The organism is Streptomyces sp. NPDC087906, from assembly GCF_055584925.1.
Genome location: NZ_JBVJLC010000012.1, coordinates 107,666 through 131,581 on the forward strand (window position 1 = coordinate 107,666; position 23,916 = coordinate 131,581).

13 protein-coding genes are annotated in these 23,916 nt (G+C 71.6%); 5 read left to right on the forward strand and 8 right to left on the reverse strand.

Features of this window, described 5'->3' with window-relative positions; all coding sequences use genetic code 11:
- Positions 1-96 precede the first annotated feature (96 nt).
- From ACZ63I_RS28770 to ACZ63I_RS28780, 3 genes are all read left to right on the forward strand, one after another.
- Positions 97-861: a thioesterase II family protein gene (locus tag ACZ63I_RS28770; RefSeq protein WP_469342066.1), complete on the forward strand. Its 765-nt coding sequence runs from the start codon at positions 97-99 to the stop codon at positions 859-861.
- A gap of 53 nt (positions 862-914) precedes the next feature.
- On the forward strand, positions 915-4,373 hold the full coding sequence (locus ACZ63I_RS28775; RefSeq protein WP_469342067.1) for a non-ribosomal peptide synthetase: 3,459 nt from the start codon (positions 915-917) through the stop codon (positions 4,371-4,373).
- 214 nt (positions 4,374-4,587) lie between these two features.
- Entirely contained in the window at positions 4,588-9,735 is a 5,148-nt protein-coding gene (locus ACZ63I_RS28780; protein WP_469342068.1) for an amino acid adenylation domain-containing protein, read from the forward strand.
- A gap of 147 nt (positions 9,736-9,882) precedes the next feature.
- Here ACZ63I_RS28780 and ACZ63I_RS28785 read toward each other — a convergent pair whose 3' ends face one another.
- From ACZ63I_RS28785 to ACZ63I_RS28805, 5 genes are all read right to left on the reverse strand, one after another.
- Positions 9,883-10,605: a thioesterase II family protein gene (locus ACZ63I_RS28785; protein ID WP_469342070.1), complete on the reverse strand. Its 723-nt coding sequence runs from the start codon at positions 10,603-10,605 to the stop codon at positions 9,883-9,885.
- Positions 10,602-11,873: a cytochrome P450 gene (locus ACZ63I_RS28790; RefSeq protein ID WP_469342071.1), complete on the reverse strand. Its 1,272-nt coding sequence runs from the start codon at positions 11,871-11,873 to the stop codon at positions 10,602-10,604. The genes ACZ63I_RS28785 and ACZ63I_RS28790 overlap by 4 nt, the downstream gene beginning before the upstream one ends.
- 58 nt (positions 11,874-11,931) lie before the next feature.
- Complete coding sequence (locus ACZ63I_RS28795; protein WP_469342073.1) at positions 11,932-14,235, reverse strand: amino acid adenylation domain-containing protein; 2,304 nt, start codon at positions 14,233-14,235, stop codon at positions 11,932-11,934.
- A complete protein-coding gene (locus tag ACZ63I_RS28800; protein ID WP_469342074.1) occupies positions 14,232-18,836 on the reverse strand; it encodes a non-ribosomal peptide synthetase in 4,605 nt (1,534 codons plus the stop codon). The genes ACZ63I_RS28795 and ACZ63I_RS28800 overlap by 4 nt, the downstream gene beginning before the upstream one ends.
- A 99-nt stretch (positions 18,837-18,935) precedes the next feature.
- Complete coding sequence (locus tag ACZ63I_RS28805) at positions 18,936-19,325, reverse strand: hypothetical protein (protein ID WP_469342075.1); 390 nt, start codon at positions 19,323-19,325, stop codon at positions 18,936-18,938.
- 189 nt (positions 19,326-19,514) lie between these two features.
- On the opposite strand from ACZ63I_RS28805, the gene ACZ63I_RS28810 reads away from it, so the two are divergent.
- Positions 19,515-20,117: an HD domain-containing protein gene (locus ACZ63I_RS28810; protein WP_469342076.1), complete on the forward strand. Its 603-nt coding sequence runs from the start codon at positions 19,515-19,517 to the stop codon at positions 20,115-20,117.
- 4 nt (positions 20,118-20,121) lie between these two features.
- Here ACZ63I_RS28810 and ACZ63I_RS28815 read toward each other — a convergent pair whose 3' ends face one another.
- Positions 20,122-20,628 (reverse strand): DinB family protein, encoded by a 507-nt coding sequence (locus ACZ63I_RS28815; RefSeq protein WP_469342077.1) that lies wholly within the window; start codon positions 20,626-20,628, stop codon positions 20,122-20,124.
- Between the two features lie 230 nt (positions 20,629-20,858).
- Between ACZ63I_RS28815 and ACZ63I_RS28820 the strand changes: the two genes are divergently transcribed.
- On the forward strand, positions 20,859-21,593 hold the full coding sequence (locus tag ACZ63I_RS28820; protein WP_469342078.1) for a hypothetical protein: 735 nt from the start codon (positions 20,859-20,861) through the stop codon (positions 21,591-21,593).
- A 70-nt stretch (positions 21,594-21,663) separates the two neighbouring features.
- Here the strand turns inward: ACZ63I_RS28820 and ACZ63I_RS28825 are convergent, their stop codons facing one another.
- Both ACZ63I_RS28825 and ACZ63I_RS28830 read right to left on the reverse strand, forming a co-directional pair.
- Positions 21,664-22,962 (reverse strand): MFS transporter, encoded by a 1,299-nt coding sequence (locus ACZ63I_RS28825; RefSeq protein WP_469342079.1) that lies wholly within the window; start codon positions 22,960-22,962, stop codon positions 21,664-21,666.
- Positions 22,959-23,708, reverse strand: a complete 750-nt coding sequence (locus ACZ63I_RS28830; RefSeq protein WP_469342081.1) for a 2OG-Fe dioxygenase family protein — start codon at positions 23,706-23,708, stop codon at positions 22,959-22,961. The genes ACZ63I_RS28825 and ACZ63I_RS28830 overlap by 4 nt, the downstream gene beginning before the upstream one ends.
- Between the last annotated feature and the right edge of the window lie 208 nt (positions 23,709-23,916).

A 23,916-nucleotide genomic window follows, 5' to 3' on the forward strand; every position in this document is an offset into this window, starting at 1 on the left:
AGGGAACTCCCCGACTGGTCGGCGTCCGTACAGGCTGCGAACCTCGATGCGACTTCACAGAGATCGTTTGACTCAACGGGAACAGTGTGGTGTTGCATGAACGCGCTACGGGTGTGGTCGGACCCGGACGAGGTCCGGATGTGGCTGCTCTGTCTGCCGCCCGGAGGTGGCGGTGCGCGGCTGTTCAAGGACTGGGCGGGGCTGCTTCCTGAGGGCCTTGGCGTGGCCGCGCTCGAACTGCCCGGACACGGTGGGCGCCCGACCGAGCCGCCGGCCACGAGCTTCGAGGACGCCGTCGCGGAACTCGCCGACGCCGCGACACCGCTGCTGGAGCGACCGGTGATGCTCTTCGGTCACAGCATGGGCGCGGTCCTCGCACTCGACCTGGCCTACGAGCTGCGTACCCGACGCGGCTGGAGTCCGGTGGCCCTGGTCGTGGCCGCGAGTGAGCCGCCCGAGCGGCACAGCGCGTCGGAGGCTTCGTCCGACGCCTCGGACGAGGAGCTGGAGACCTGGCTCCGCGGCCTCGGCGGCATGTCGGAGGAATTGCTCGCCAGCCGGGAGTTTCTCGACGAGATGCTGCCGGCGCTGCGTGCCGATCTGCGTCTCGTCGAACGCAGGACGCAGCGTACGGAGACGCCGCTCGACTGTCCGCTGCACGTCTACCTCGGCGAACAGGACCCGACGGTCGACGGGCCCGCGGCGGAGCGGTGCTGGGCCACGCACACGACGCGCGCACAGCCGCCCCGTAGCTTCCCTGGCGGTCATTTCTTCGTGCAGGAATCCGCCGAGCTGGTCCTGGCCGCGCTGGCCGACGACGCGAACGCCGCGGTCGGCGGCCGGCTCATGCGATCCGGGTGAGCGGTCCAGGCGCACGAGGGCGACGCCGAACTGGAGGAACGGGAGGAACGGGCATGGTCAAGTCGGATACATCCGCGGCCCACGAAGGCGACGCGGACAGCGGCGCTGCGGGCGGGACAGCCAGGGAGACGGCCCAACTCCCGTTGGAGGGGCTCTCGGAGGAGCGCAGGGCGCTGCTCACCCTGGAGCTTGCCCGGCGAAAGGCGGTGGCGCTCAAACCGCGACGGCTGCCGCGTGAGGGTGCTGAGCCGCGTTTCCCGCTGTCCTACGCACAGGAGCGGCTCTGGTTCCTCTCGCAGGCGGACCCGGAATCGACGGCCTATGTGATGTCCGGAGCGCTGCGCCTCCGCGGCGAACTGGACCGGCAGGCCCTCAGCGGCGCCCTCGACGAGATCGTGCGCCGGCACGAGGTGCTGCGCACCACCTTTGTCGACGAGGGCGGTCGGCCCGAGCAGCGTGTCGGGCGCCCCCGGCCGGTCCCGCTTCCTGTGCTGGACGCGGCGGCGAGCGAGGAAGCGGTCGACTCCGCGTACCGGTCCGAAACCACCACACCCTTCGACCTCACGTCCGACCTCATGGTGCGCGCCCGGTTGTTGCGTCTGTCCGACGACCACCACGTGCTCGTGCTCGGGCTCCACCACATCGCCGCCGACGGCTGGTCGCTCGGCGTCCTGCTGCGCGAACTCGGCGCGCTCTACGACGCTTTCCGGCGCGGTGCGCCCTCGCCGCTGCCGGAGCTCGAAACGCAGTACGCCGACTTCGCCGTCTGGCAGCGGGACTGGCTCGCCACCGGACCGCTGGACGAGCAGATCGGCTACTGGCGGGAGCGTCTCGACGGCGCCCCCGTGCTGGAACTGCCCGCGGACGTCGCGCCTGCGGCGGCGCGCACGTGGCGGGGCGCGTCGGAGCCGTTCGCCTTCCCGTCCGAACTCTGGAAGCGGGTGGCGGCTTTCGCCGAGCGGCACAGGACGACTCCGTACATGGTGCTGGTGGCGGCGTTCGCTGTCGTGCTCGCGCGGTGGAGCGGCGAGCGGGACGTGGTGATCGGTTCGCCGCTGGCCGGCCGGACCCACCCCGAACTGGAGCCGCTGGCCGGGTTCTTCGTCAACACCTTGCCGCTGCGCGTGGACGTTCCGGGCACGGCGTCGTTCGCGGCGCTCCTCGCCGAGGTGAAGCAAACCTGCACCGAGGCCTACGCGCATCAGGACATCCCCTTCGGCAAACTCGTCCAGGCGCTGCGGCCGGACCGCTCGCTCGGCTCTGTGCCGCTGGTGCAGGTGATGCTCGCGCTGCGCGATGTGCCGGGCCAGGCGCCCGCGTTGGCCGGGCTCGACGTGGCGGAACTGGACCTGGCGACCAACCAGGACGCCAGCAAGTTCGACCTCGTCCTCGATCTGGTCCCGGAGCAGGACGGCCGGCTGCGCAGCCGGGTCGAGTTCAGCACCGACCTCTTCGAAGCGGCCACCGCGAGGAGGGTCGCCGACGCGTTCGTCCGGGTGCTCGATGCCGCGCTGACCGAACCGGACCAGCTCGTCGACCGGCTGCCGCTGCTGTCGGGGGACGAGCGGGGCCGGCTGGTCGGCGAGCTGTCCGGGGACGGCGACGCGAGCGCGGCCGACGCCGCCGGCTGCCTGCACTCCCTCATCGCCGCGCAGGCGGAGGCCCGGCCGGACTCCCCGGCGGTCGAGTGCGGCGGCACCGTGCTCACCTACCGCGAGCTGACCGAGCGCGCCGACCGGCTCGCGCACCGGCTGCGCTCGCTGGGTGCGCGACCGGAGCAACTCGTCGGGGTCTGCCTTCCCCGCTCGGCGGACATGGTGGTCGCTCTGCTCGGCATACTCAGAGCGGGCGCCGCGTACATGCCGCTCGACCCCGGCTATCCGCAGGGCCGGATCGAGCTGATGGTCCGCGACTCGGGTGTCTCGCTCGTCGTCACCGACAGCACTGTGGCCGCCACCGGGCGGCTGAACGTGGGAGACAGGAACGGCGCCGCCCCCTCCCCCGGGCTGGTCCTCGTGGACGACATCGGTGTCGGGGGGCCCGCGGAACCACTGCCCGAGTGGGCGCACGCACGCACTCTGGCCTACGTCATCTACACCTCGGGCTCCACCGGCCTGCCGAAGGGCTCGGCCAATGAGCACGGCGGCGTGGTGAACACGCTCGCCGGACTGAACCGGACGCTCGGTCTCGGGCCGGCGGACCGGATGCTGGCGATATCCAGTCTCAACTACGACATGTCGGTCTACGAGATCCTCGGCAGCCTGCTCGCGGGCGCGTGCGTGGTGGTCCCGCCCGACGATCTCGAAGTCACCGATCCGGTGAAGCTGCGCCGGCTTCTCGTCGACGCCCGGGTCACCACGTGGAGTTCCGCGCCGGCACTCCTCGAACTGCTGGTCAACCACGTGCACGGCGGCCCCGGCCTCGACGGCGCCGCGCTGCGTATGGCCGTCCTCGGCGGCGACCGGCTACCGCCGGGGCTCGCCGAGCGGCTCGGCGAGTTGCTGCCGGATCTGCGGCTCTACAACCTCGCCGGCATGACGGAGGTTTCGTACTGCTCCACCTACCACCTCGTACGGCGGCCCGAACCGGTCCCCGGCATCATCCCGTGGGGCAGGCCGCTGCCCAACCAGCGCCTGTACGTCCTCGACGCGCACGGTGAACCCGTCCCCGTCGGCGTGCGTGGCGAGCTTTTCATCGGCGGCGCGGGAGTGCGGCGCGGTTACTGGCGACGGCCGGGCCTGTCGGCCCAGCGGTTCACGCCCGACCCGTTCGGCAATACCCCCTCCGGGCGGCTCTACCGCACCGGCGACGCCGCGCGCTGGCGTTCCTCGGGCGAGCTGGAGTTCCTGGGCAGGCTCGACCACCAGGTGAAGCTGCGCGGCCTGCGGATCGAGCCGGGAGAGATCGAGGCCGCGCTGACCTCCCATCAGGACGTCAAGCGCAGCATCGTGCTCCTGCGCGGAGCGGCCACCGACCAGCGGCTGGTGGCCTACCTCACCACCCGGGGCCAGTTGCCGCCGAGCGTCGGCGAGCTGCGCCGGTACCTGCTCGACCGGCTGCCCGACCACATGGTGCCGTCGGCGTTCGTCCTCATGGAGGAATTCCCCCTGCAGCCGAGCGGCAAGCTCGACCGGGCCGCACTGCCCGACCCTGCCGCGGACCGGCCCGAACTGTCCGGTGCCTACGTCGAGCCGACCGCACCACTGGAGTGGGTGCTCGCCGGGATCTGGGCCGAGGTGCTGGAGCTCGACCGGGTGGGGGTGGCCGACGACTTCTTCGACCTCGGCGGGCACTCGTTGCTCGTCACACAGGCGGTGTCCCGGATCCGTGACCTGTTCCGGGTGGATTTCTCGATCCGCAGCTTCCTGGCCGCGAGCACCGTGCTCGCACTGGCCGGCCAGATCCGCTCCGCCGCGGCCGAAGCGGGAATGGACGCCGACCGCACGGCGGATCTGATCCTCCAGGTGAGCGGCATGGACGCGGACCAGGTGACCAGGAGGCTCGCCGAATGATCCCGTCCGGCGCTGTCGCGCTCGCGCGACGTACCGGGTACGCGGCGGCCGGCAGCCGGCCGTCACCGGCGGCATGACCACACTCCGTCCTACCCGGCTCGGTCAGCGCGATCAGGTCCTCCTCTTCGAGTGCGCGCACTGAGCGGGCCGGCGCGGGTCCGGGCCGCGACCTCCCGCTCCGCCACCGCTGACCGACTTCGTCCGAGGAGTTCACATGGGCCCCACCTTCATCGAGACCCTCCGCCGGCGGGCCGAGAGCACTCCTCATCGCCTGGCACTGGAGTTCGAGGTCTCGGAGACAGAGATCCGTACGCTGGAATACGCCGGTCTCGACCGGGGTGCCAGGGCGGTCGCCGCGCTGATCCAGAAGCGCGCCGGACGGGGCGACCGGGTCCTGCTCCTCCACCAGCCCGGCCCCGACTATGTGACGGCGTTCTTCGGCTGCCTCTACGCCGGGGCGGTCGCTGTCCCGGTCTACCCGCCGCTCGGCGCACACGGCCTGGAGCGGGTACGGGCCATCGCCGCGGACTCCGGCGCCGTGCTCGCCCTGGTCGACTCCGCGACGCTCGCCGTGATCGATGACCGCGGCAACCGGCCCGACCTGGGTTCAGCGCTCACGTGGGTGACCACCGATGACGCGACCACAGCGCCGGAGGACTGGCGGGAGCCGGAACTGTCCCCGGACGACCTGGCATTCCTCCAGTACACATCGGGCTCCACCGGGACGCCGAAAGGCGTCATGCTCAGCCACGCCAACCTCGTGCACAACTCGGCGACGATCGGGCGCTCACTCGGCCTGGACGAGAACAGCCGCGGCGTGAGCTGGCTTCCGCCCTACCACGACATGGGACTGATCGGCGGCATCCTGCAGCCCATACACACGGGCTTCCCCTGCACGCTTCTCTCCCCCCTGACCTTTCTCCATCAGCCGATGCGCTGGCTGCGGGCACTCAGCCGCACCCGGGCGACCATCACCGCCGCCCCCGACTTCGCCTACGCCGAGGTGCTGCGCCGCACCGCGCCCGCGGATCGCGACGGGCTCGACCTGTCGGCGCTGCGGCACGCGCTCGTCGGCGCTGAGCCGGTGCACCGTGCCACGATGGAAGCGTTCGCCGAGTCGTTCCGCACAGCGGGTTTCCGCAGCTCGGCCTTCTACCCGTGCTACGGGCTCGCCGAGGCCACCCTGTTCGTCACCGGCAGGGACGACCCGGCGGCCGAGCCCGCCGTCCTGCGCGTACGGCGGCCCGACCTGGACACCGGCCGGGCAGTCGCAGCCGCACCCGGTGAGCCCGCCGCCGAGCTGACCGGCTGCGGCTGGGCGCACCACGAGGACCTCACGCTGATCGTCGATCCCGCCACGGGCGAGCCGTTGCCCACGGGCGCCGTCGGCGAGGTCTGGGTCAGCGGCCCGACCGTCGCCCGCGGCTACTGGAACCGGCCCGAGCAGACGACTGCCGCCTTCGGAGCCACGGCGCAGGGGCACCCCGGACGGACCTTCCTGCGCACCGGGGACCTGGGCTTCCGACACGGCGCCGAACTGTACGTGACCGGCCGCATCAAGGATCTGATCATCGTCCGTGGCCGCAATCTCTACCCACCGGACCTGGAGGTGACGGCCGAGCGGGCCCACCCGCTCCTGCACCCGGGCCGGAGCGCGGCGATCGCGGTCGACGACGGGACGTCGGAGCAGGTCGTGCTCGTGCACGAGGTGGTCAGGAAATTCCGGGAAGAGGACGGGCCCGACGTCGTCAGGGCCGTGCGCGAGGCAGTGGCGGCCGAACACGGGCTCGCACTCGCGGACGTCGTCCTCGTCCGGATCGGCAGGATCCCGCGCACCAGCAGCGGCAAGATCCGGCGCGCGGAGTGCCGCGCGCGCTGGCTCGCCGGAACGCTGGAGCCGGTGGCGACGGCCGAGCGGGCCGCACCGGCGGCGACGATCCCCGTCGAGCTGGCCGCGCTCGTCGCCGAGGCGCTGGACACCGACCCCGCCGCACTCGTCGCTGACGCACCGCTGGTCGGCCAGGGTCTCGACTCGCTGCGCGCCGTCCGGCTCAAGGCGGCGCTCTCCGAAGCACGCGGCGTGGACGTCCCGCTCACCCGGTTCCTGGACGGCCTCACACCGCTGGACCTCGCCGCGTTCCCCGTTCACGAACCCGCGCGACCGGCCGCTGCCCCGTTCGCGGGACCGACCGTCGTCACTCCCGAGCAGGAACGGATGTGGCTGCTCGACCAGATGGGCGCGGGTACCGCCTATCACGTCGCCGGCGGCCTTCGGCTGCACGGTCCGCTCGACCGGGCGCTGCTGGAGCGCTGCCTCACCGGGCTCTTCGACGAAGTCCCGCTCCTGCGTTCGGTGTTCCTGCGAGGCCCGGACGACGCGCTGAGTCTGTCCGTCCGGCCCACCGCCGACGCGTTCCGGCTGCCGTTCCACGACCTGACGGCGCCCGGCGAGGACGGGGTGGGAGAAGCACTGCGCGCACTGGCCGCCGAACCGTTCGATCTCGGCTCCGGGCCGCTCGTACGCCTGCTCCTGCTGCGGCGGGGCCCGCGGGAATGGGTGCTCGGCGTCGCCGCGCACCACGCCGTGCTCGACGGCTGGTCGATGGGCCTGCTCCTGCGGCGGCTCGGTGACGCCTACCGGGAGGGCGGGACGGCCGGCCCGGTACCGGCGGCGGTCCCGCCCCGCGCGCCATGGCCCGAGGCGGCCCTCGGCGCATGGCGCGACCGACTCGACGGGGCGCAGGCGCTGGCTCTGCCCACCGACCGTCCCGTTCCGGCCTCGCCCACCTGGCACGGCGGTTCACTGCCCGTAGAGCTCCCCGCAGCTCTGGTCGGAAGGCTGCGGACGGTCGCCGCGGACCGGGAGGCCACCCCCTTCATGGTTCTGCTGGCGGCCTTCGGCGTGCTCCTCGGCCGGTGGAGCGGCCAGGACGACCTGGTGGTCGGCACCGTGGCGGCGGGTCGGGACCGGCCGGGCACCGAAACCGCCATCGGCATGCTCGCCGACACGCTGCCGCTGCGGGTGCGGACCGGTTCGGCCAGTTTCGCCGCCGTCATCGACGACGTGCGGACCCAGTGTCTCGCCGCCTACGGTCATGAGCGGCCGCCGTTCGACGAGATCGTCCGTGCGACCACCGAGCGGGCCGCCGACGGCCGCGCTCCGCTTGTACGCGCTCTTCTCGCGCTCCAGAACCTGCCGACCGACCCCTGGGAGGCCAGGGGTGTGCGCGCTGAGCCCTTCGAACTGCCCGCACCCGGTGCACAGTTCGAGCTGTCCGTGCACCTCGGACCGGGACTCGACGGGACGCTGACAGGCCATGCCGTCTACGCGGCCGATCTGTTCGAGGAGCAGACCGTCGCAGGTCTGCTGGCCGGGCTGCCCGTCCTGCTCGAAGCAGCGCTCAGCGAGCCGGCCACCGCTGTCGCGGACCTGCCGACGCTGGCTCCCGCCGAGGCGGAGCGGATCGCACGAACCGTCGCGGACGGCGGCCCGGCGGCGATCGGCGACGTGCTGGTCCACCAGCTCGTCGAGCGCGTCGCACGGTCGGCCCCCGAGGCAATAGCGGTGGCATGGGACGGCGGTTCGCTCACCTATGGCGACCTCGACGCGCGGGCCCGGGGGCTGGCGGCCCGGCTACGCGCACTCGGCGTGACCCCGGACCAGCCGGTCGCCGTATGTCTGCCGCGCTCGCCCGAGCTGGTCACCGCCGTGTACGCGGTACTGCTCTCCGGGGGCGCCTATCTGCCCCTCGACACCTCTCATCCGCCGGCCCGCCTCACGCGGCAGCTCGCCGACGCGCGGGCCCGGGTACTCATCGGATCCGCGCCAGGGTTCACCCCTCCCGAGGGCACCGTGCTGGTCGATCCCGACGGGAGCGGCGCCGGCCCGTTCAGCCACGCGGAGGTGCTGCCCGGCCATCTCGCCAACGTGCTGTTCACCTCGGGCTCGACGGGCGAACCCAAGGCCGTGATGACGACCCACGCCGCCCTGGCGAACATACTCGTGTGGTTCCAGCGCGCCTACGGGCTGGCAGCCGGGGAGGCGGTGCTGCTCAAGACCCCGGTGAGCTTCGACGTAGCCGGGCTGGAGCTGCTGGGGCCACTCGTGGCCGGGGCCACGCTGGTCCTCGCCCGGCCTGAGGGCCACCGCGACCCCTATTACCTCGCCCGTCTGATCGCCCGGCACGCCGTCACCACCTGCCACTTCGTCCCGTCGATGCTCCAGGTCTTCCTTGAGGAGCCCGATGCCGTGCACGCCGCGCGGACGCTGCGTCAGGTCGTATGCGCGGGCGAGGAGCTGGCTCCTGCGCTGGCCGAGCGCCTCGCCGAGGTGCTGCCCGGTGTACGGCTGCACAATCTGTACGGGCCGACGGAGGCGGCGATCGACGTCTCGGCCCAGCACGTCGGTGCCGCGGAGGCACGCCTGATCCGCGTCCCCATCGGCCGCGCGATCGCGGGCGCCCGTCTCTACGTTCTCGACTCGTCGGGCCGGATCGCCCCACCGCTGGCCCCGGGGGAGCTCCACATCGGCGGGATCGCTCCGGCGCGCGGCTATCTCGGCCGCCCCGGCCTGACCGCCGAGCGGTTCGTGCCCGACCCTTACCACGCCGGCGAACGCCTGTACCGGACCGGCGACCGCGCACGCATGCTCCCTGACGGGACATTCGAGTACCTTGGCCGGCTCGACCGTCAGCTCAAGATCCGCGGCCAGCGGGTGGAGCCCGGCGAGATCGAGGCGCTGCTGAACCGGCATCCGCTCGTGCGCGCCTCGGTCGTAGAGGCACGGCCCGACAGCTCGGGCAGGCCGCATCTGCTGGCCTGGGTCGTACCCGCAGGCACGGAGTCCCCCTCCCCCGACACGCTGCGCCACCATCTGGAGCAGGCACTGCCGAAGGGGCTGGTACCGGACGCGGTGACCGTCCTGTCGGAACTCCCGGTGGGGCCGCACGGCAAGCTCGATCGCGCGGCGCTGCCGGATCCGGCCCCGTGGGCGGCCGCACCTGAGGAGACGATCCCACCGCGCAACCCCGTGGAGCGCAAGATGGCAGCGATCTGGAGCGAGGTGCTGGGGATACCGGAGCCGTCGGTGACCGCCGACTTCTTCCAGCTCGGTGGTCACTCGCTCATGGCCACCCGGCTCGGGATGCGGGTGCGTTACGCGTTCGGCGTCACGCTGTCCGCCGGTGAGCTGCTCAGCGGCTCGCTGACCATCGAGCGGATGGCGTCCCTGGTGCAGAGCAGGCAGCTCGCCGAGGCGGGCGACGGCGAGGTGGCCGACGTACTCGGCTGGCTGTCCCGGCTCTCGGACGAGGAGGTCACCAAGTACCTCGCCGAGGAGCCGGGCGGTGGGGGCACGCCGTAAGAGGCGTGGCGCGACCTCCGCGACGAGGTCCCCGAACTCACCGGACGCCGTCCGGGAACTCACCGGCGGTGTCACCGGCGAGTAGCGCGGCATCAGCCGCGCGCGGCGCCGCCGCCGGGGCGGCGCGCCGCGCGCTGCCGTCGCCAGTCAGGTGCTGAGATCAGCGAGGAAGGCGTCCATCAGGTCGTCCGGGGCATCCATGAACCGGTAGTGCGGTCCTTCCAGGACCCGGAAGGTGGTCTCCCCGCAGTCCGCCCAGGAGCCCATCAGCCGGTGGTCGACCTCCACGTCCTGGTCCCATCCCAGCGCGGTGATGGGGCAGGGCAGCCGGACCGGCTCGTCCGGGTGGTAGCGCTTGTTGGTCTCCACATCGGCCCGCAGGACCTCCAGGCTCAGCTCGACCAGGTCAGGACGTGGCTTGCCGCCCAGCCGCACGATCAGTGTGCGGACCTCGTCGGCCAGTTCGGCGTCGGACATCTCCAGGAAGCGGCCGTGCGGCCCCCGATGCGGGGCGACCTGTGAGGAGACGAACAGCCGGTCGGGGACGGGATATCCACGCTCCAGCAGTCGAACCGCGGTCTCGTAGCCGGGCAGTGCCGAGCCGCAGTGGCCGAAGAGCCCGAACGGGCGGTCCAGGTAAGGGTGCAGCACCTCGACGAGATCGTCGGCGAGAGCCTCGTACGTCTCGTACGGCGTCTCGCGGAAGCGGTTCTCGCGGCCGGGGAGCTGGACCGGGACTATTTCCATGTCACCGATGAGCCGGGGCCACTTGCGGTACATGCTCGCCCCGCACCCGGAGTAGGGCAGGCAGAACAGGCGTACGGCACTTTCCTGTGACGGTTCCCGCAGGAACCATTTCGAGGCGCTCACTCGGCGAGAGGCGAGTGCGAACGGGCGGCTTCCGCGCGGACCTTGCCGACCAGCGGCATGTGCTTGATGCCGGCGACGAAGTTGGAGTGCAGGTGTTCCACCTCGCCCGCGGACTCGAAGTCGTCGAAGCTCTCGAAGAGTTCGGTGAAGAGGATCTTCACGCTCATCCGGGCCACCGTATGGCCGACGCAGTAGTGCGGACCGCTGCCGAAGGCCAGGTGACGGTTGGGCTTCCGGCGGATGTCAAAGGTGAAGGGGTCCGGGAAGACCTCCTCGTCCCGGTTGGCGGAACCCAACCAGACCACAACGGCATCGCCCGCCCGGATCTTCTTGCCGCGCAGCTCGATGTCACGCAGCGCGTAGCGCATGAAGTGGTTGGTCGGCGAGGCCCAGCGCAGCGCCTCGTCCACTCCTGAGTTCAGCAGCTTGGGGTCCGCGCGCCATTCGTGCAGCGCCGGGGTGCCCACGATCTCGGCCATCGCACCCGTCGGGACGAACGGAGTGGTGACGTTGGCGCCGAGGATCAGGCTGTAGCAGTTCGAGAGGACCGCACCGGTCTCCAGGCTCCGGCCGTCGATCTCCATGCCCAGCAGCAGGCTTATGAGGTCGTCGCCGAGGTTGTTGCGCCGGTCCCGCAGAATGTCGTGGAAGTAGGCGAACAGCTCCCGGTGGGCCGCCTTGAGCGTCTCCTCGGCGCCGTTGGGGCCCGCGAACTCCGGGTCGTCGGGAGCGATGGACATCGTCGTCAACTGGGTCAGCCGGGTCCAGTCCTCACGGGGGAGGCCCATCATGGTGCCGGCCGTGGCCATCGGCAGCGTCATCATCGCCTCGGCGAAATCGAACTGCTCCCCGCTCAGGGCAGGTTCCAGGAGCCGGTGCACCTCGTCGGTGACGGCCTCCCGGTACTTCTCCACCTGCTTGCTCGTCAGGGCCCGCTGCATGGGGGCCCGCATCCGGGTGTGCCGAGGCGGGTCGGTGGCGGCCATCTGCCGGCCGCGTGCCGGATCATCCTTGCCCAGCAGGAAGAGCATGGTCCCGCGCTGGGAGGTGAACATCGTGTGGTCGCGCAACACCAGGTCGGCGTCATCGAACTTGGTCACCGACCAGAACCCCAGCGTGTCGTCAACCTGCTGCCAATGCACCGGGTCGCGTCGGCGCATGGCGTTCCAGATGGCGTGCGGGTCGCCCTCCCCGTACAGGGCGGAGTCGGTCAGATCGACGGAATCGAGGTCGATCCGGTCCGGGTGCTCCAGCATGCTGAGCTTCATTTCGGAGGTCTCCCTGTCTCAACGAGAATTCAGGCGGTCGCCCAGGGCCGGACAGGGCCTAGGTGTCAAGCTCTTCGGCCAGTTCGGCGACGGTGGGGCGCAGGTAGAGGGTGCGTGCGGACAGCTCCACACCGAAGCGGTCCTGGAGGCGGCCCAGCAGGTCGGCCGCGATGAGCGAGTGGCCGCCCAGTTCGAAGAAGTCGTCGTCCACACCGACCGGTTCGACCCCCAGGAGGTCGCCCCACTCCTCGGCCACGGCGCTCTCCGTGGCCGTACGCGCGGCCAGGTACTCGGTGGTGAGCGAGCGGGCGGCCCGGCGGGCGGTGGGCAGGGCCGACCGGTCCACCTTGCCGTTGCGGTTCAAAGGCAGCGCGGGCAGCGTGAGGATCGCCCACGGGACCATGTAGGCGGGCAGTTGTCCCCGCAGCCACTCCCGCAGCCGCAGTCCCAGAGCGGCCGGGCTGTCGTCGTCCGGCCGCTCGGCGGTGATGTAGACGAGCAGCCGCTTGCCGGTGACGTCGTCGCTCTGGGCCACGACGACGGCCTGGCGCACGTCCTCGTGCCGGCCGAGCACGGCCTCGATCTCGCCCGGCTCCACGCGGTAGCCCTGTACCTTGATCTGCCGGTCTGCCCGGCCCAGGAACTCCAGAGTGCCGTCGGTCCTGCGGGTCACGAGATCACCGGTGCGGTACAGGCGCGCACCGGGGCGGGGCGCGAACGGGTCGGGCACGAAGCGCTCGGCGGTGGCGCCCGGCAGGCCCGCGTACCCATGGGCCAGCCCCTCGCCGCCCGCGTACAGCTCACCGGGCACACCGACCGGTACCGGCTGCATCTCCGGGTCCAGCACCAGCGCGCGGGTGCCGCTGATCGGCGTACCCAGCGGGACGAAGTCCCCGGCCGGCGGCTCGGCGGAGGTCCAGCAGGTGGTGAAGGTGGTGTTCTCCGTGGGGCCGTAGCCGTTGGTGAACACCAGGCCCGGGTGGGCGCGCAGCAGACGTCTCACGTGGGTCGCTGAGAGCACATCGCCGCCGGCCACCACATGGCGCAGACCGGCGAACGCGGCCAGGTGCTGGTTGACCATTTGGTGGAAGAGACCCGCGGTCATCCAGGCGACGGTCACCTTCTCGTCCACGAGAGTGGCGGCGAGCCGCTCGGTGGAGAGCGGGCCCGGCGGGTGCACGGCCAGGCGCCCCCCGTTGACCAGCGGCGCCCACAGTTCGAGAGTCGAGGCGTCGAAGGCGACCGGAGCGAGCTGCAGGAAGACGTCGTGCGGGCCGAACTCGGCCCAGTTGGGCTCGACGACGAGCCGGGAGACGGCGGCATGCGGAACCCGAACGCCCTTGGGGGTCCCGGTCGACCCGGAGGTGAAACTGACATACGCCACCGCGGCGGGCGCCACCTCGACGCAGACCGGTGACACCGCGTTCTCCTGCCCGGCCGCGGTCAGCGGCAACACGCTGATGCCTGCCGGCACCGACGCGGCGAGCCTGTCCTGTGCCAGCACTTGGCCGACACCGGCGTCGGCCAGCGATCGGTGCAGCCGCTGGGCCGGGAGGTCCGGCTCGAACGCCGCGTAGGCGGCGCCGCACTTGAGGATGGCCAGCAGCGCGATGACGAGGTCGGGCGACCGCTCGGCGAGGACGCCGACGACCCGGTCGGGACCCACGCCCTCGTTCTGCAGCCGGCGGGCGAGCCGGTCGGCGCGCGAAGTGAGCCCGCGATAGGTCAGCTCCGCTCCGGCACAGCTCACGGCGACCGCGTCCGGAGTACGTTCCGCCTGCTCCTGGATCATCACGTGCAGCGGCCGGGCAGGCACCGGAGCGCGGCCCGTACCCGCCTGGGCGCGCACCAGGGTCAGGTCGTCGGCGGTGGTCAGCGGGAGCACCGACAGCGGCACGTCGGCGTCGGCGGACACGGCCCGGTGCGCGGTGTGCAGCAGCCCGGTGTACCGCTCGGCGTCCTCCTCGGTGTACCGCCCGGCGCCGGCGGTCGCCCGCCACTGGGCGGGACCCGCCTCGACGGTCAGTCCCGGAGCCGTGCCCGCGGGCTCGGCGTCCCATACGAGCCGGACATCGGCCACGGCTGACGGGTCCGCCTCCGCGCCGTCCTGGTCCGGCGCCGGAGCGGCCAGAGCCGCGCGCGCCTCGGCGGTCAGAGCGGCCGGCGTCGGATCCTGGGACAGGTCGAACGACAGCACGCGTTCGGTATCGGCGTCCCGGCAGGCGACACGTACGGTGTCCTGAAGCGTGCACCGGTGCAGGACCGCGACCACACTGGCCACAGCAGCAGCGGGCTCCTGGGCGAAGGCTTCGTCCTGCGGACTGCTCGCCCCGCGCTCCTGCGATTCGGTCCTTGATGTCACGAGTTCTCCTTGGAGGGGGCGGACGCGGCCGCACCACGGCGACGGCGCAGGGCCGCCCGGTCGATGCGCTGGATGGGGGCCACGGCCTCGCCGGGCTTGGCCAGTTGCTCGTCCACGTACGCTCCGACGGCTGCGATGGTCGGCGACTCGAAGAGCAGGCCGAGCGGTACGTCGACCTTGTACTCCTTGCGCACGGTGTCCATGACCTCGGAGCCGAGCAGCGAGTGGCCGCCGAGTGCGAAGAAGTCGTCGTGGACGCTGACCCGGTCCACGCCGAGGGCCGCCGACCAGATGACGGTGAGCCGGCTCTCGGTCTCGGTGACCGGCTCCCGCTGCGTCTCGGCCGCCGCGGCCGCGAGGTCGGGGTCCGGGAGGGCCGCGGAGTCGGCCACGCCCGCGCGGCCGATGGGGAAACCGGGGACCACCACGAGATGCTCGGGCACCGCGTGGGCGGGCAGTCGCTGCTGCAGGTGCCGGCGCACCCTGGTCACCGCGGCCCGTTCTCGGGTGAGGGTGAGCGGGTCGTTGTGCAAGGCGCCGTGCGGGGCCGTCGCGGTGCCGGCCGCCGGCCTGCTGCCGAAACCGTCCGGCAGCGGGCCGGCGGAGCCCGCCTGCCCGGCTCCTGCGGCGTCCGCGGCTTCCGCGGCTTCCGTGCGGGTGAGCAGCACCTCGACGGTGCCGGCTGCCGCGTTCTCGGCGTACCGCACCAGCGCGGTGTAGCCGGCCTTCTCGGCAAGTGCCGCGAACACGTACGGATCCACTGGTCCGCCGGGCTCGGTGGGGCGAGGGGTGAGCGCCGCCACGGTCTGGGAGACGTCAGCGGTGCGACCCGCGATCAGGTCCGACCAGGCGCGCAGCCGGGTGTGCACGCGGCTGTCCGGCACGGCGGCGAGCAGCATCCGCCGGGGGGCCCTCTCCCGCAGGAACTCGGTCACGGCGCCGGTGGTCAGGCCGTCCGTCTGCCAGTCGAGGGTGAGGTCGGCGGTGCCGGGGCGTACCGGCTCGCCCGCCCGCAGTACCACGTCGTAGCGGTACGCTCCCAGCTCGTTGCGGTGGCGGCCGAGCCTGGGGAGCACGAACGCCTCGGCGATACCGGGCAGTCGCTGAGCCAGTTCGCTGAAGTACCGCGGATCGAGGGCCAGTTCCTCCTCCCTGCCGACCCGGGCCGACACCGCCTGGCGCAGCCGGCCTGCGGGATCAGTTGCCTCCAGGAGGTCCAGTTGCCGGGGCAGATGCAGGGCGCCCAGCAGCGGGAAGCTGCGTACGGAACCGAGGTAGATGTGGCCGCCGGGGCGCAGCATCCGCAAGGCGCCGGCCAGGACCCGCTCCAGGTACCGCGTGTCGGGGAAGTACTGGATCACCGAGTTGAGCACGACGGTGTCGAAGCTGCCTTCGGCCAGTCCGTCGTAGTCGTCGGCGGCCCGTTCCATCAGCTCGACGTCGTCGACCTTGCTGGCGAGCCAGTCGCGATGGTCGCGGATGTGCTGCAGTGCGTGAGCGGAGAGGTCGGTACCGACGTACGAGGCACAGCGTGGCGCCAGCCGGAACAGCAGCCCACCGGTCTTGCAGCCGATCTCAAGAACGTGAGCCGGTTCGAGCGCGAGGATCTGCCGAAAGGTGATGTCGGCCCATTCGCGCATTTCGGCGCCGGTCAGATATTCGCCGGTCTGCGGGCTGTTCCAGCCGCCCCCGTTGAGCGTCGGATCGTCCTCGGCGGCGCGTGTGGAGTAGATCTCCGTGAACCTCGCGCGGGCCGTGGCGCCGCTGTCGGGGTCGTCTTCCGGGGACAGGGACACGTGGGCGATCACGCTGGGACCCTCGTCGCCCGGCCGTGCGGTGACCATGGCCCGCTCGATCCCGGACGCGCCGTGCAGCACCGCCTCCACCTCGCTGGGCTCGACGCGGTGAGTGCGTACGCGGATCTCCTCGCCGAGCGGGTCCAGGGTGCCGTCGGGAAGGCGGCGTACGCGCTGGTGGGTGCGGAGCAGGCGGCCGCCTTCGTGCAGCGGGTCGTCGGCCAGCAGCGAGCTGCTCTCGTGTGGCCTGCCGAGGTATCCCTCGGGCAGCGGGGCGCCGCCCAGCCAGAGTTCGCCGGGCATGCCGATCGGAACCGGCAGGCCCGCCGCGTCCAGGACGCGCAACGTGGCGCCGGACTCGGGCGGGCCGGCCGCCGCTGTGAGCGCCTCGGGGCGGTGTCCGGTCCCGAACCGCTGGGCGATGACGTCCAGCGCCGCGTGGGCGGGGCCGTACTGGAGGTGGACCCGGCAGCCAGGGGCGATCTCGCCCAGCCGGGCGATGAGGCCGGGCCAGGGCCGCTCGTCGCGCAGGACGACTTGGCGCAGAGTGGCGGGAACCTCGTCGGCTTCGAGCAGTGCGGCGAGTTCCGACGGGGTGCACCGCAGGACGGTGACCGCCTCGGAGGAGAGGGTCCCGGCCGGCGCGGCGGACTCGTCGCTGTCGGCGATGACCAGGCGCGCTCCGGCCGCCGGAGCCCACAGGAACTCCCATGGCGAGAGATCGAATCCGGCTCCGGTCGACAGCACCGTGTGCTCTCCGCCGTCCGCCCCCCTGCCGTCCAGGTAGGTGGCGGCGGCCCAGCGGAGCCGGTGGACGACGCCGGCATGAGTGTTGACCAGGCCGCGCGGGGGGGCATCCAGCGGGTGGCGGTAGTTGACGAAAGCGCCCTGCTCCGGCGCCGGGACGGATGCCGGGCCGTCGGCGGACCACCGCGCCAGATCCCCCGTCACGTCGACCGGGCTGACCATGAAGTCCAGCCCGTCCGGGGCCTCGCCGTCGAGAAGTACCAGTCCCGTGGAGCAGTCCAGGAGGGCTTCGTTGATATCGGCGACCGGACAGCGGGGGTTGAGGGGGACGGCCAGACCGCCGGCCTTGAGTACGGCGAGCAGTGAGACCACGAGGTGGGCGGACGGCGGCATGCAGACCGCGACGGGCTGGCCGGGGGCCACCCCCAGGTCGCGCAGCCACCAGGAGAGGCGATTGGCGCGTTCGTCCAGTTCTCGGAAGGTGAGGCCGCCGTTGTGGTGGCGGACGGCGGGCGCGGCCGGGCGGAGCCGCGCCTGTTCTTCGATGAGCGCCGGGACCGTGGCGCGGACATCCGTCCGCCCCGGGCGGACGTCGCTGTGGTCCCTCAGCAGGGCCAGTTCGCGCTCACCGAGGACCGGCAGGCCGGTGACGGGCGCGTCCGGCTCCTGGCCCGCCCCGTCGAGGACCGTGCGCAGGGAGTCCAGCATACGGAGCACGATGTCTTCGGTGAAGACGTCGGTGGAGAAGTACACGTTGGCGCTGATGCCGCCGTCGCCGTCGGGCGAGAGGTCCACCTCAAGGTCGAAGCGCGCGGTATTGGTGCTCAACGGCTCCACGGAGAAGGAGAGTTCCGGCATCTCGATGCTCGAACGCGGCTCATTGTGGAAGCCGAGCTGATGGCGGATGAGAGGTACCCGGGCGAGCGTGTCCCGTTCGGGGACGACGACCTCGACGACCCGCTCGAAGGGCACGTCCTGGTGATCGTAGGCACCCAGGCACACTTCCCGGGCCTGCCGGACCAGATCGCGGTAGCTCGGCGCCCCTGAGGTGTCCATGCGCATGGCGACCTCGTTGACGAAGCAGCCCACGAGGTGTTCCAGCTCGGCGTGCCTGCGCCCGGCGACGGCACAGCCGATGACGATGTCGTCCTGGCCGCTCCAGCGCGAGAGCACCACCGACTGCGCCGCGATCAGCGCCATGTACGGGGTGGCCCGCTCGGCCTCGGCCAGGTCGGTGATCCGGCGGACGATGTCCGGGGTGATCCGGTACTTGAGCGTGCCGCCGTGCCAGGTCAGTTCGGTCGGCCGGGGCAGGCCGGTGGCGATGTCCACGAGGCGGGTCCCGGCGAGTTGCCCGCGCCAGTAGTCGAGCTGGCGCGCCACCACCGGCTCGCCCATCCAATCGCGCTGCCAGGCGGCGAAGTCGCCGTATTGAATCGGGAGTTCGGGAATGTCCGGCACGTCGCCACACAGGTGTGCGCGGTACCGCTCCCCCAGCTCGCGGATCAGGACGTTGAGCGACCAGCCGTCGGTGGCGATGTGGTGCTGGCAGATCAGCAGCAGGTGCTCGTCCGCCGCCAGCCGCAGCAGAACCGGCCGCAGCATCAGATCGCGTTCGAGGTCGAAGGGCCGGTCGGTCTCGGCCTGGCAACGGCGCAGCGCCTCGGCCTCCCGCTCTCCGGCCGGCAGGTCCGTCAGGTCGGCCAGCGGAAATTCGATGCCGGTGAAGGGGCGGACGGTCTGTACGGGCACGCCGTCGACCTGCCCATAGGTGGTGCGCAGCACTTCGTGCCGGTCGACGATCTCACCGAGGCAGCGGTGCAGCAGTTCCCTGTCGAGCCGGCCGCGCAGCCGGGCGGTTCCCGCGACGTTGTAGAGGGTCGCCTCGGGCTGCAACTGGTTGAAGAACCAGATGCGCTGCTGGGCAGAGGACAACGGCATGGCACCGCGGTCGCCGCCGTACGCGGTGATGCGGCTGTTGGCGGCAGCCGGGGCCTGGCGGTCCACCAGGCGGTTGAGCAGTTCCCTCTGTTCGGCTGTCAGCGTTGCCGGTCGCATGGGCGCCTCACTCTTCGGTGACGGGACGGTGGACTTGGCTGCTTCGGTGGCCGCCGCGGCCGTGGGCGCGCTCGCGGTGGGGCGCCGTGCCCGCGCCCCTCACAGCAGTCGTGCGCGGTACTCGGGCCGGTGAACCGGCGCGGGACGCGTGACAGCACCGAGCGTGGCGGCCACGTCGGCGCGCAGCCGCTCCAGCACCTCGGTCACCTTGTCCTGGCTGAAGAAGTGCCCGGAGGCCGTGAGCCGTCGGGCGCAGTCCGCCGGCGGGCGGCCGGCCGGCGCGGCCGCCTCCTCGCTCAGCGGCCGCAGGATCTCCTCCGTCGAGTGCACGGCGGGCTCACCGATACGGGACCAGGGCCGGAACGTGTGGGCCGCGGTGCCGGCGCCCGGGAGGCAGAGCACCCGCGGTGCGACGTGCTCACTGTGCGACCAGTCGCCCAGCCATGTCGTCGGTGTCCGACTCCCCGCCTCGGGGCGAATCCGGGTCATCAGCACCTCTGTTGTCCGAGGGCGCTGCGAAGTCACACCCGTGGGTCCCGGAAGAGACTGGCAACCCCACAGGCCGCGCTGACAGTCGGGAACACTCCTGACGGGCACTCCGGCCACCGGCAAGGCAGCCCGAACGCCTGCCCGCGTCGGCCGATTTCCGGGATCTTGACGACAGGCATACTCGTCGCCATGACTTTTGACGCGCTTGACATTCCCGACACTCCCGCGTGCGGGACCGCCCTGGAGGTTGCCACCTTCTACTGCTCCCCGGCGCTGCTGAACCATTCTGTACGGGCTTATGTCTGGGCGGCGGCCTACGGCGCGGCACACGGCATAGCGTTCGACCCCGAGTTGCTGTACGTCGGAGCGATGTTCCACGACATCGCCCTGGTGCCGGAGTTCGACAACCGAACGGTGGGGTTCGACCACGCCGGCGCCCACGTGGCCCGGGTGTTCGGCGCCGGGGCCGGATGGCCGGCGGCCCGGCGGCAGCGACTGGCGGAGGTAGTCATCAGCCACATGCTCAACTCCGTCGACGTGGCGGCGGACCCGGAGGGGCACCTGCTGGAGCGTTCCACCAGCATGGACATCTCGGGGCGGCACATGGACGATTTCTCCGCCGACTTCAAGGCTGAGATCCTGCGGCGATACCCACGCGCCGGGATCGCGGAGGAGTTCCTCGCCTGCTTCCGCGACCAGGCGGAGCACAAGCCGGACAGTTCTCCCGCCGCCTCGCTGCGCGACGGAATCGCCCAGCGGATTCTCACGAATCCGCTGGATCGCACCGGCTGACGGCTCAGTCGCCGGTGACCCCGTCCGCCAGTTCGCGGAGGATGTCGATGTGGCCGTTGTGCCGGGCGATCTCCTCGACCAGATGCATGAGCACCCAGCGGAGCGTGACGTGGCGGCCGTCGCTGATGGGCAGTGCGGCCGTGGTCTCCAGGTCGAGGCCGGCGAGCAGCTCCCGGTACTCGGCGCACTGCTTCTCGTACGTGTCGAGCAGTTGTGCGAGGGGTACGTCCAGGGCGATCCGGAACTCACGGTCCGGGTCGTCCTCCGTCCCGGGGTGCTTGTTCGCGCCGCCCTGGAACACGACCGCGATCCAGTAGTTCTCGACCCAGTGCACATGGCTGACCAGGCCGGCCACCGTCATCAGCGGCGAACCGGGCAGGAGGGCCTTGCGAGCGTTCTCGTCCGAGAGGCCCTCGCACTTGGCATGCACGGTGGCCCGGACGTAGTCGAGGAACGTGTCCAGCGTGGCGCGATCGTCGAAGGTCGGCGGAGTATCGGTACGTTGGGGCATATGTGACCTTCTGCGAAGTAGCGGAGAATTACAGCGTTTTGCGGCTGTACCCAGACTACAGAGGGGTGGCGGAGTACAGCGGGGAACAGCCTGAAAGCTTGGCAACTTGCCTGGTGAGGACAGTAGTCGGGAGCACTCCTGACAGTTGGTGAGCCCCGGCACACCGCCGGTCCTCACGTACAGTGCGGTCGCGAGGAGACAGCATCCGAGCGCCGTCGAGGGGACGTCTTTTGTCCGCGATATCCACCTTCAGCATCGCTCCCGGTTTCAACGGCCCACCGAGCAGCGCCAACGGCGGTTACGCGTGCGGCACCCTGGCCGGCCTGGCCGAATCCGCCGGTCATCTGACGGGGCCCGCGGCGGTGACGCTCCACCTGCCCGTGCCGCTGGACACCCCGCTCGAATACCGGCCGGCCGGCCGGCGCGGCCATGCCTGGTACGGCCAGGATGTGGTCGCGTCGGTGGCCACGGCGAGCGGGGACATTCCCGTACTCACGTCGGTGACGGCGGCGGAGGCCAAACAGGCGGAAGAGTCTTTCGACGGAGCCGGGCACCCGTTCCCCACCTGCTTCGTCTGCGGCACCGAGCGTCCGGGGACCGGCCTGGGTCTGCGGCCCGGCCCGGTTGCGGCGCGCCCGTCCACCGTGGCCTGCACATGGACACCCGCGCCCACGGAGGCCGGCCCGGACGGCACGGTCCCCGCCGAGATCGTCTGGAGCGCGCTCGACTGTCCGGGCGGCTGGACGGCGGATCCGGTGCGGCAGCCTCGGCTGCTCGGCCGGATGACCGCCGAGATCGACGTCCTGCCGCGGACCGGACGCACCTGTGTGGTGGTGGCCAGGCTGGAGAGGACCGAAGGCAGGACAGCGGTGAACACCACCGCTCTCTACGACGCCTACGACGGCACACTGCTCGCCAGGGCGTCCGCCCTGTGGATCGCCGTCGACCTCGATGCTGTCGCCTGACGAGCACCACCGCGCCGGCACGGCTTGCCGGTAGCCGGTCCCGCGGCGCCCGGCGGGATCGTACGGAAGCTCACGAGGAGGAGCTGTCCGTGACGGAAAGGCCGGGCTCCGGGCCGTCGGCGGCGGGCTCTTCGGACGATTCCGGCAGCGCGCCGAGAGTCCGGTTGGTCAGCAGGAACAGCGAGGCGACGGCGCAGGCGGCGAGCAGCACGGCCGCCGCGAAGAACGGGGCGCGCAGCCCGAACCGGTCGGCGAGCAGGCCGCCGCCCAGTCCGCCGAGCGGCGAGAGACCGTTGACCACGAGGCGGTAGGCGCCGTTGACCCGGCCGAACCGGTCGGGCGGGATGAGTACCTGCCGCAGAGTCGTGGTGGCGACGTTGACCAGCGCGACACTCGCTCCCACGAAGGCGAAGGCGACGGCGGCGATCAGCGGCTCGGATGCGATGCCACTGCCGACGAACGCGAACGGGCAGATGGCCAGGGCGATTTGGAGAACTCGACCGCGGCCGAGTGTCGCGATGAGGTACTCCGCGCTCAGCAGCCCGAGCAGCCCGCCACCGGCGATCACGAGAAGGAGCAGCCCGTAGACCGTCTCGCTGACGTGGAGAATGTGCAGGGCGTAGAGCACCGCGATGCCGAGCACGGCGAGCACGGCCGAGTTGAGCGCGCCCACCATCAGGCAAACGGTGCGCAGCACGCGGTGGCGCCACAGCCAGGAGATGCCTTCGGCGGTCTGGGACCCGAGAGCGCGCAGCACCAGGGGAACCCCGGGAGCGGCCGCTGTCTCGGGCCGGGCGGCGAAGATCAGCACCGTGGAAACGGCGAAGCAGAAGGTGGCCAGTCCGAAAGGAAGCAGGTGGGCGACCACGAACAGCGCGGTGCCGACCGGTGCGCCGAGGAACTCCATGGTGACCAGCCGGCCGGTCAGCAGCTTGCTGTTGACCGAGTCGAGGCTGCGTGAACCCGTCACATCGGATGCCACGGCCTGAGACAAGTTGTCGGCCATCGTCTCGATCGCGCTCAGCAGAAACGCCGTGGCGACGAGTACGGCGATGCCCACCCGGTCGGTGAGGATCGCGACGACGAAACAGCCGAGGACGGCCGACCGCGCGGCGTCACAGACCCACAGCATCCGCCAGCGGTCCACCAGGTCGATGAGAGTTCCGCTGAACGGACCCACCAGGACCCAGGGCAACTGGCCGGCGACAGTCACCAGCGACACCTGGAACGGATCGCTGGTCAGGGTCGCGGCGAACACCGACAGCGCGATGAGCCGGACCCCGTCGCCGAGGCCGGAGACGGTGGTGGCGGTCCACAACCGCCAGAAGCCCTTGCCGAAGCGGCGGTCGCCGGCAGCGGAGGCGCTCACAGCCGGTCGAAGTCCACGATCAGCACGTCACGGTAGGCGGGCACAGCGACGTCGACCGGGAGTACCGGCGTCACGTCGTGCAGGACGACCCGGTCGTCCACCAGCAGTTGGTCGCCGGGCTCGGCCAGGGTCGCGGCCAGCAGTTGCTCACCCTGCGGGGTGTAGAGCGAACTCTCGCCGCCCGTCACGTTCGTCCGGTTGACGAGCAGCGAGGTGACGAAGGTGGAACCGTCACGGTGCCGCCCCTGCGGCGCGGGGCGTCCGGTCTCGCCGGGGCTGGTGACGATGCGGAACGGGTGCAGCTTGACGTCCCAGCCGGTGGCCCCCTCGACGGCGGAGAAGATCTCACCGAGCGCCAGCACGATGGAACGGGTCAGCGGGTCGGCGAGGAAGTCGTCGGTCAGGGGGTCGAAGTGGCGCTCGATCCCGCCGTTCAGCGGGTTGACGTCACTCTCCTGCCGGTAGGGGCCGTGCGGCAGGGCCGACAGCTCCGCGGCCGCGGCGTCGAGCCGGAAGTGTCCGTAACGGCGGTAGCGATAGGCGCCGCCGTCCCGCATGTAGGTGTCGACGGTCAGATCGTCCCAGTGCCCGGCGAACCTGGCCCAGTCCTCCGATGACGCGCCGATGAGGTCGGACTGCTCGGCCGCGGGCTGAAGGTATCCGCCCCAGGAGGACAGCTCCCGCACCGCGGTGGACGTCGCCGGGTGGACGGGGCCTGTGCGCGCTGCGGTGGTCGGCTCGGACACGTCGGTGCCCCTTTCTGTACGACAGGGGAAGGAACCCGATCGTGGCAACGCGAGAGCTTCGGCAGGAGTCAGGGGAATGCCCGACGCCACTCGCGGGCGGCACCGCACGGACCCGCGTAGGGGAGTCCCCCGACTACCCGGTGCGGTGCGCTCGGGCAGAACATCCGTTACAGGCCATGGCATCTGCTGAGGGGACCGACCGCACTGA

Bases quoted from the DNA above. Each gene is read 5' to 3' on its own strand.
- ACZ63I_RS28770 (WP_469342066.1), top strand. From the start codon at position 97: ATGAACGCGCTACGGGTGTGGTCGGACCCGGACGAGGTCCGGATGTGG.
- ACZ63I_RS28775 (WP_469342067.1), top strand. From the start codon at position 915: ATGGTCAAGTCGGATACATCCGCGGCCCACGAAGGCGACGCGGACAGC.
- ACZ63I_RS28780 (WP_469342068.1), top strand. From the start codon at position 4,588: ATGGGCCCCACCTTCATCGAGACCCTCCGCCGGCGGGCCGAGAGCACT.
- ACZ63I_RS28790 (WP_469342071.1), bottom strand. From the start codon at position 11,873: ATGAAGCTCAGCATGCTGGAGCACCCGGACCGGATCGACCTCGATTCC.
- ACZ63I_RS28800 (WP_469342074.1), bottom strand. From the start codon at position 18,836: ATGCGACCGGCAACGCTGACAGCCGAACAGAGGGAACTGCTCAACCGC.
- ACZ63I_RS28805 (WP_469342075.1), bottom strand. From the start codon at position 19,325: ATGACCCGGATTCGCCCCGAGGCGGGGAGTCGGACACCGACGACATGG.
- ACZ63I_RS28810 (WP_469342076.1), top strand. From the start codon at position 19,515: ATGACTTTTGACGCGCTTGACATTCCCGACACTCCCGCGTGCGGGACC.
- ACZ63I_RS28815 (WP_469342077.1), bottom strand. From the start codon at position 20,628: ATGCCCCAACGTACCGATACTCCGCCGACCTTCGACGATCGCGCCACG.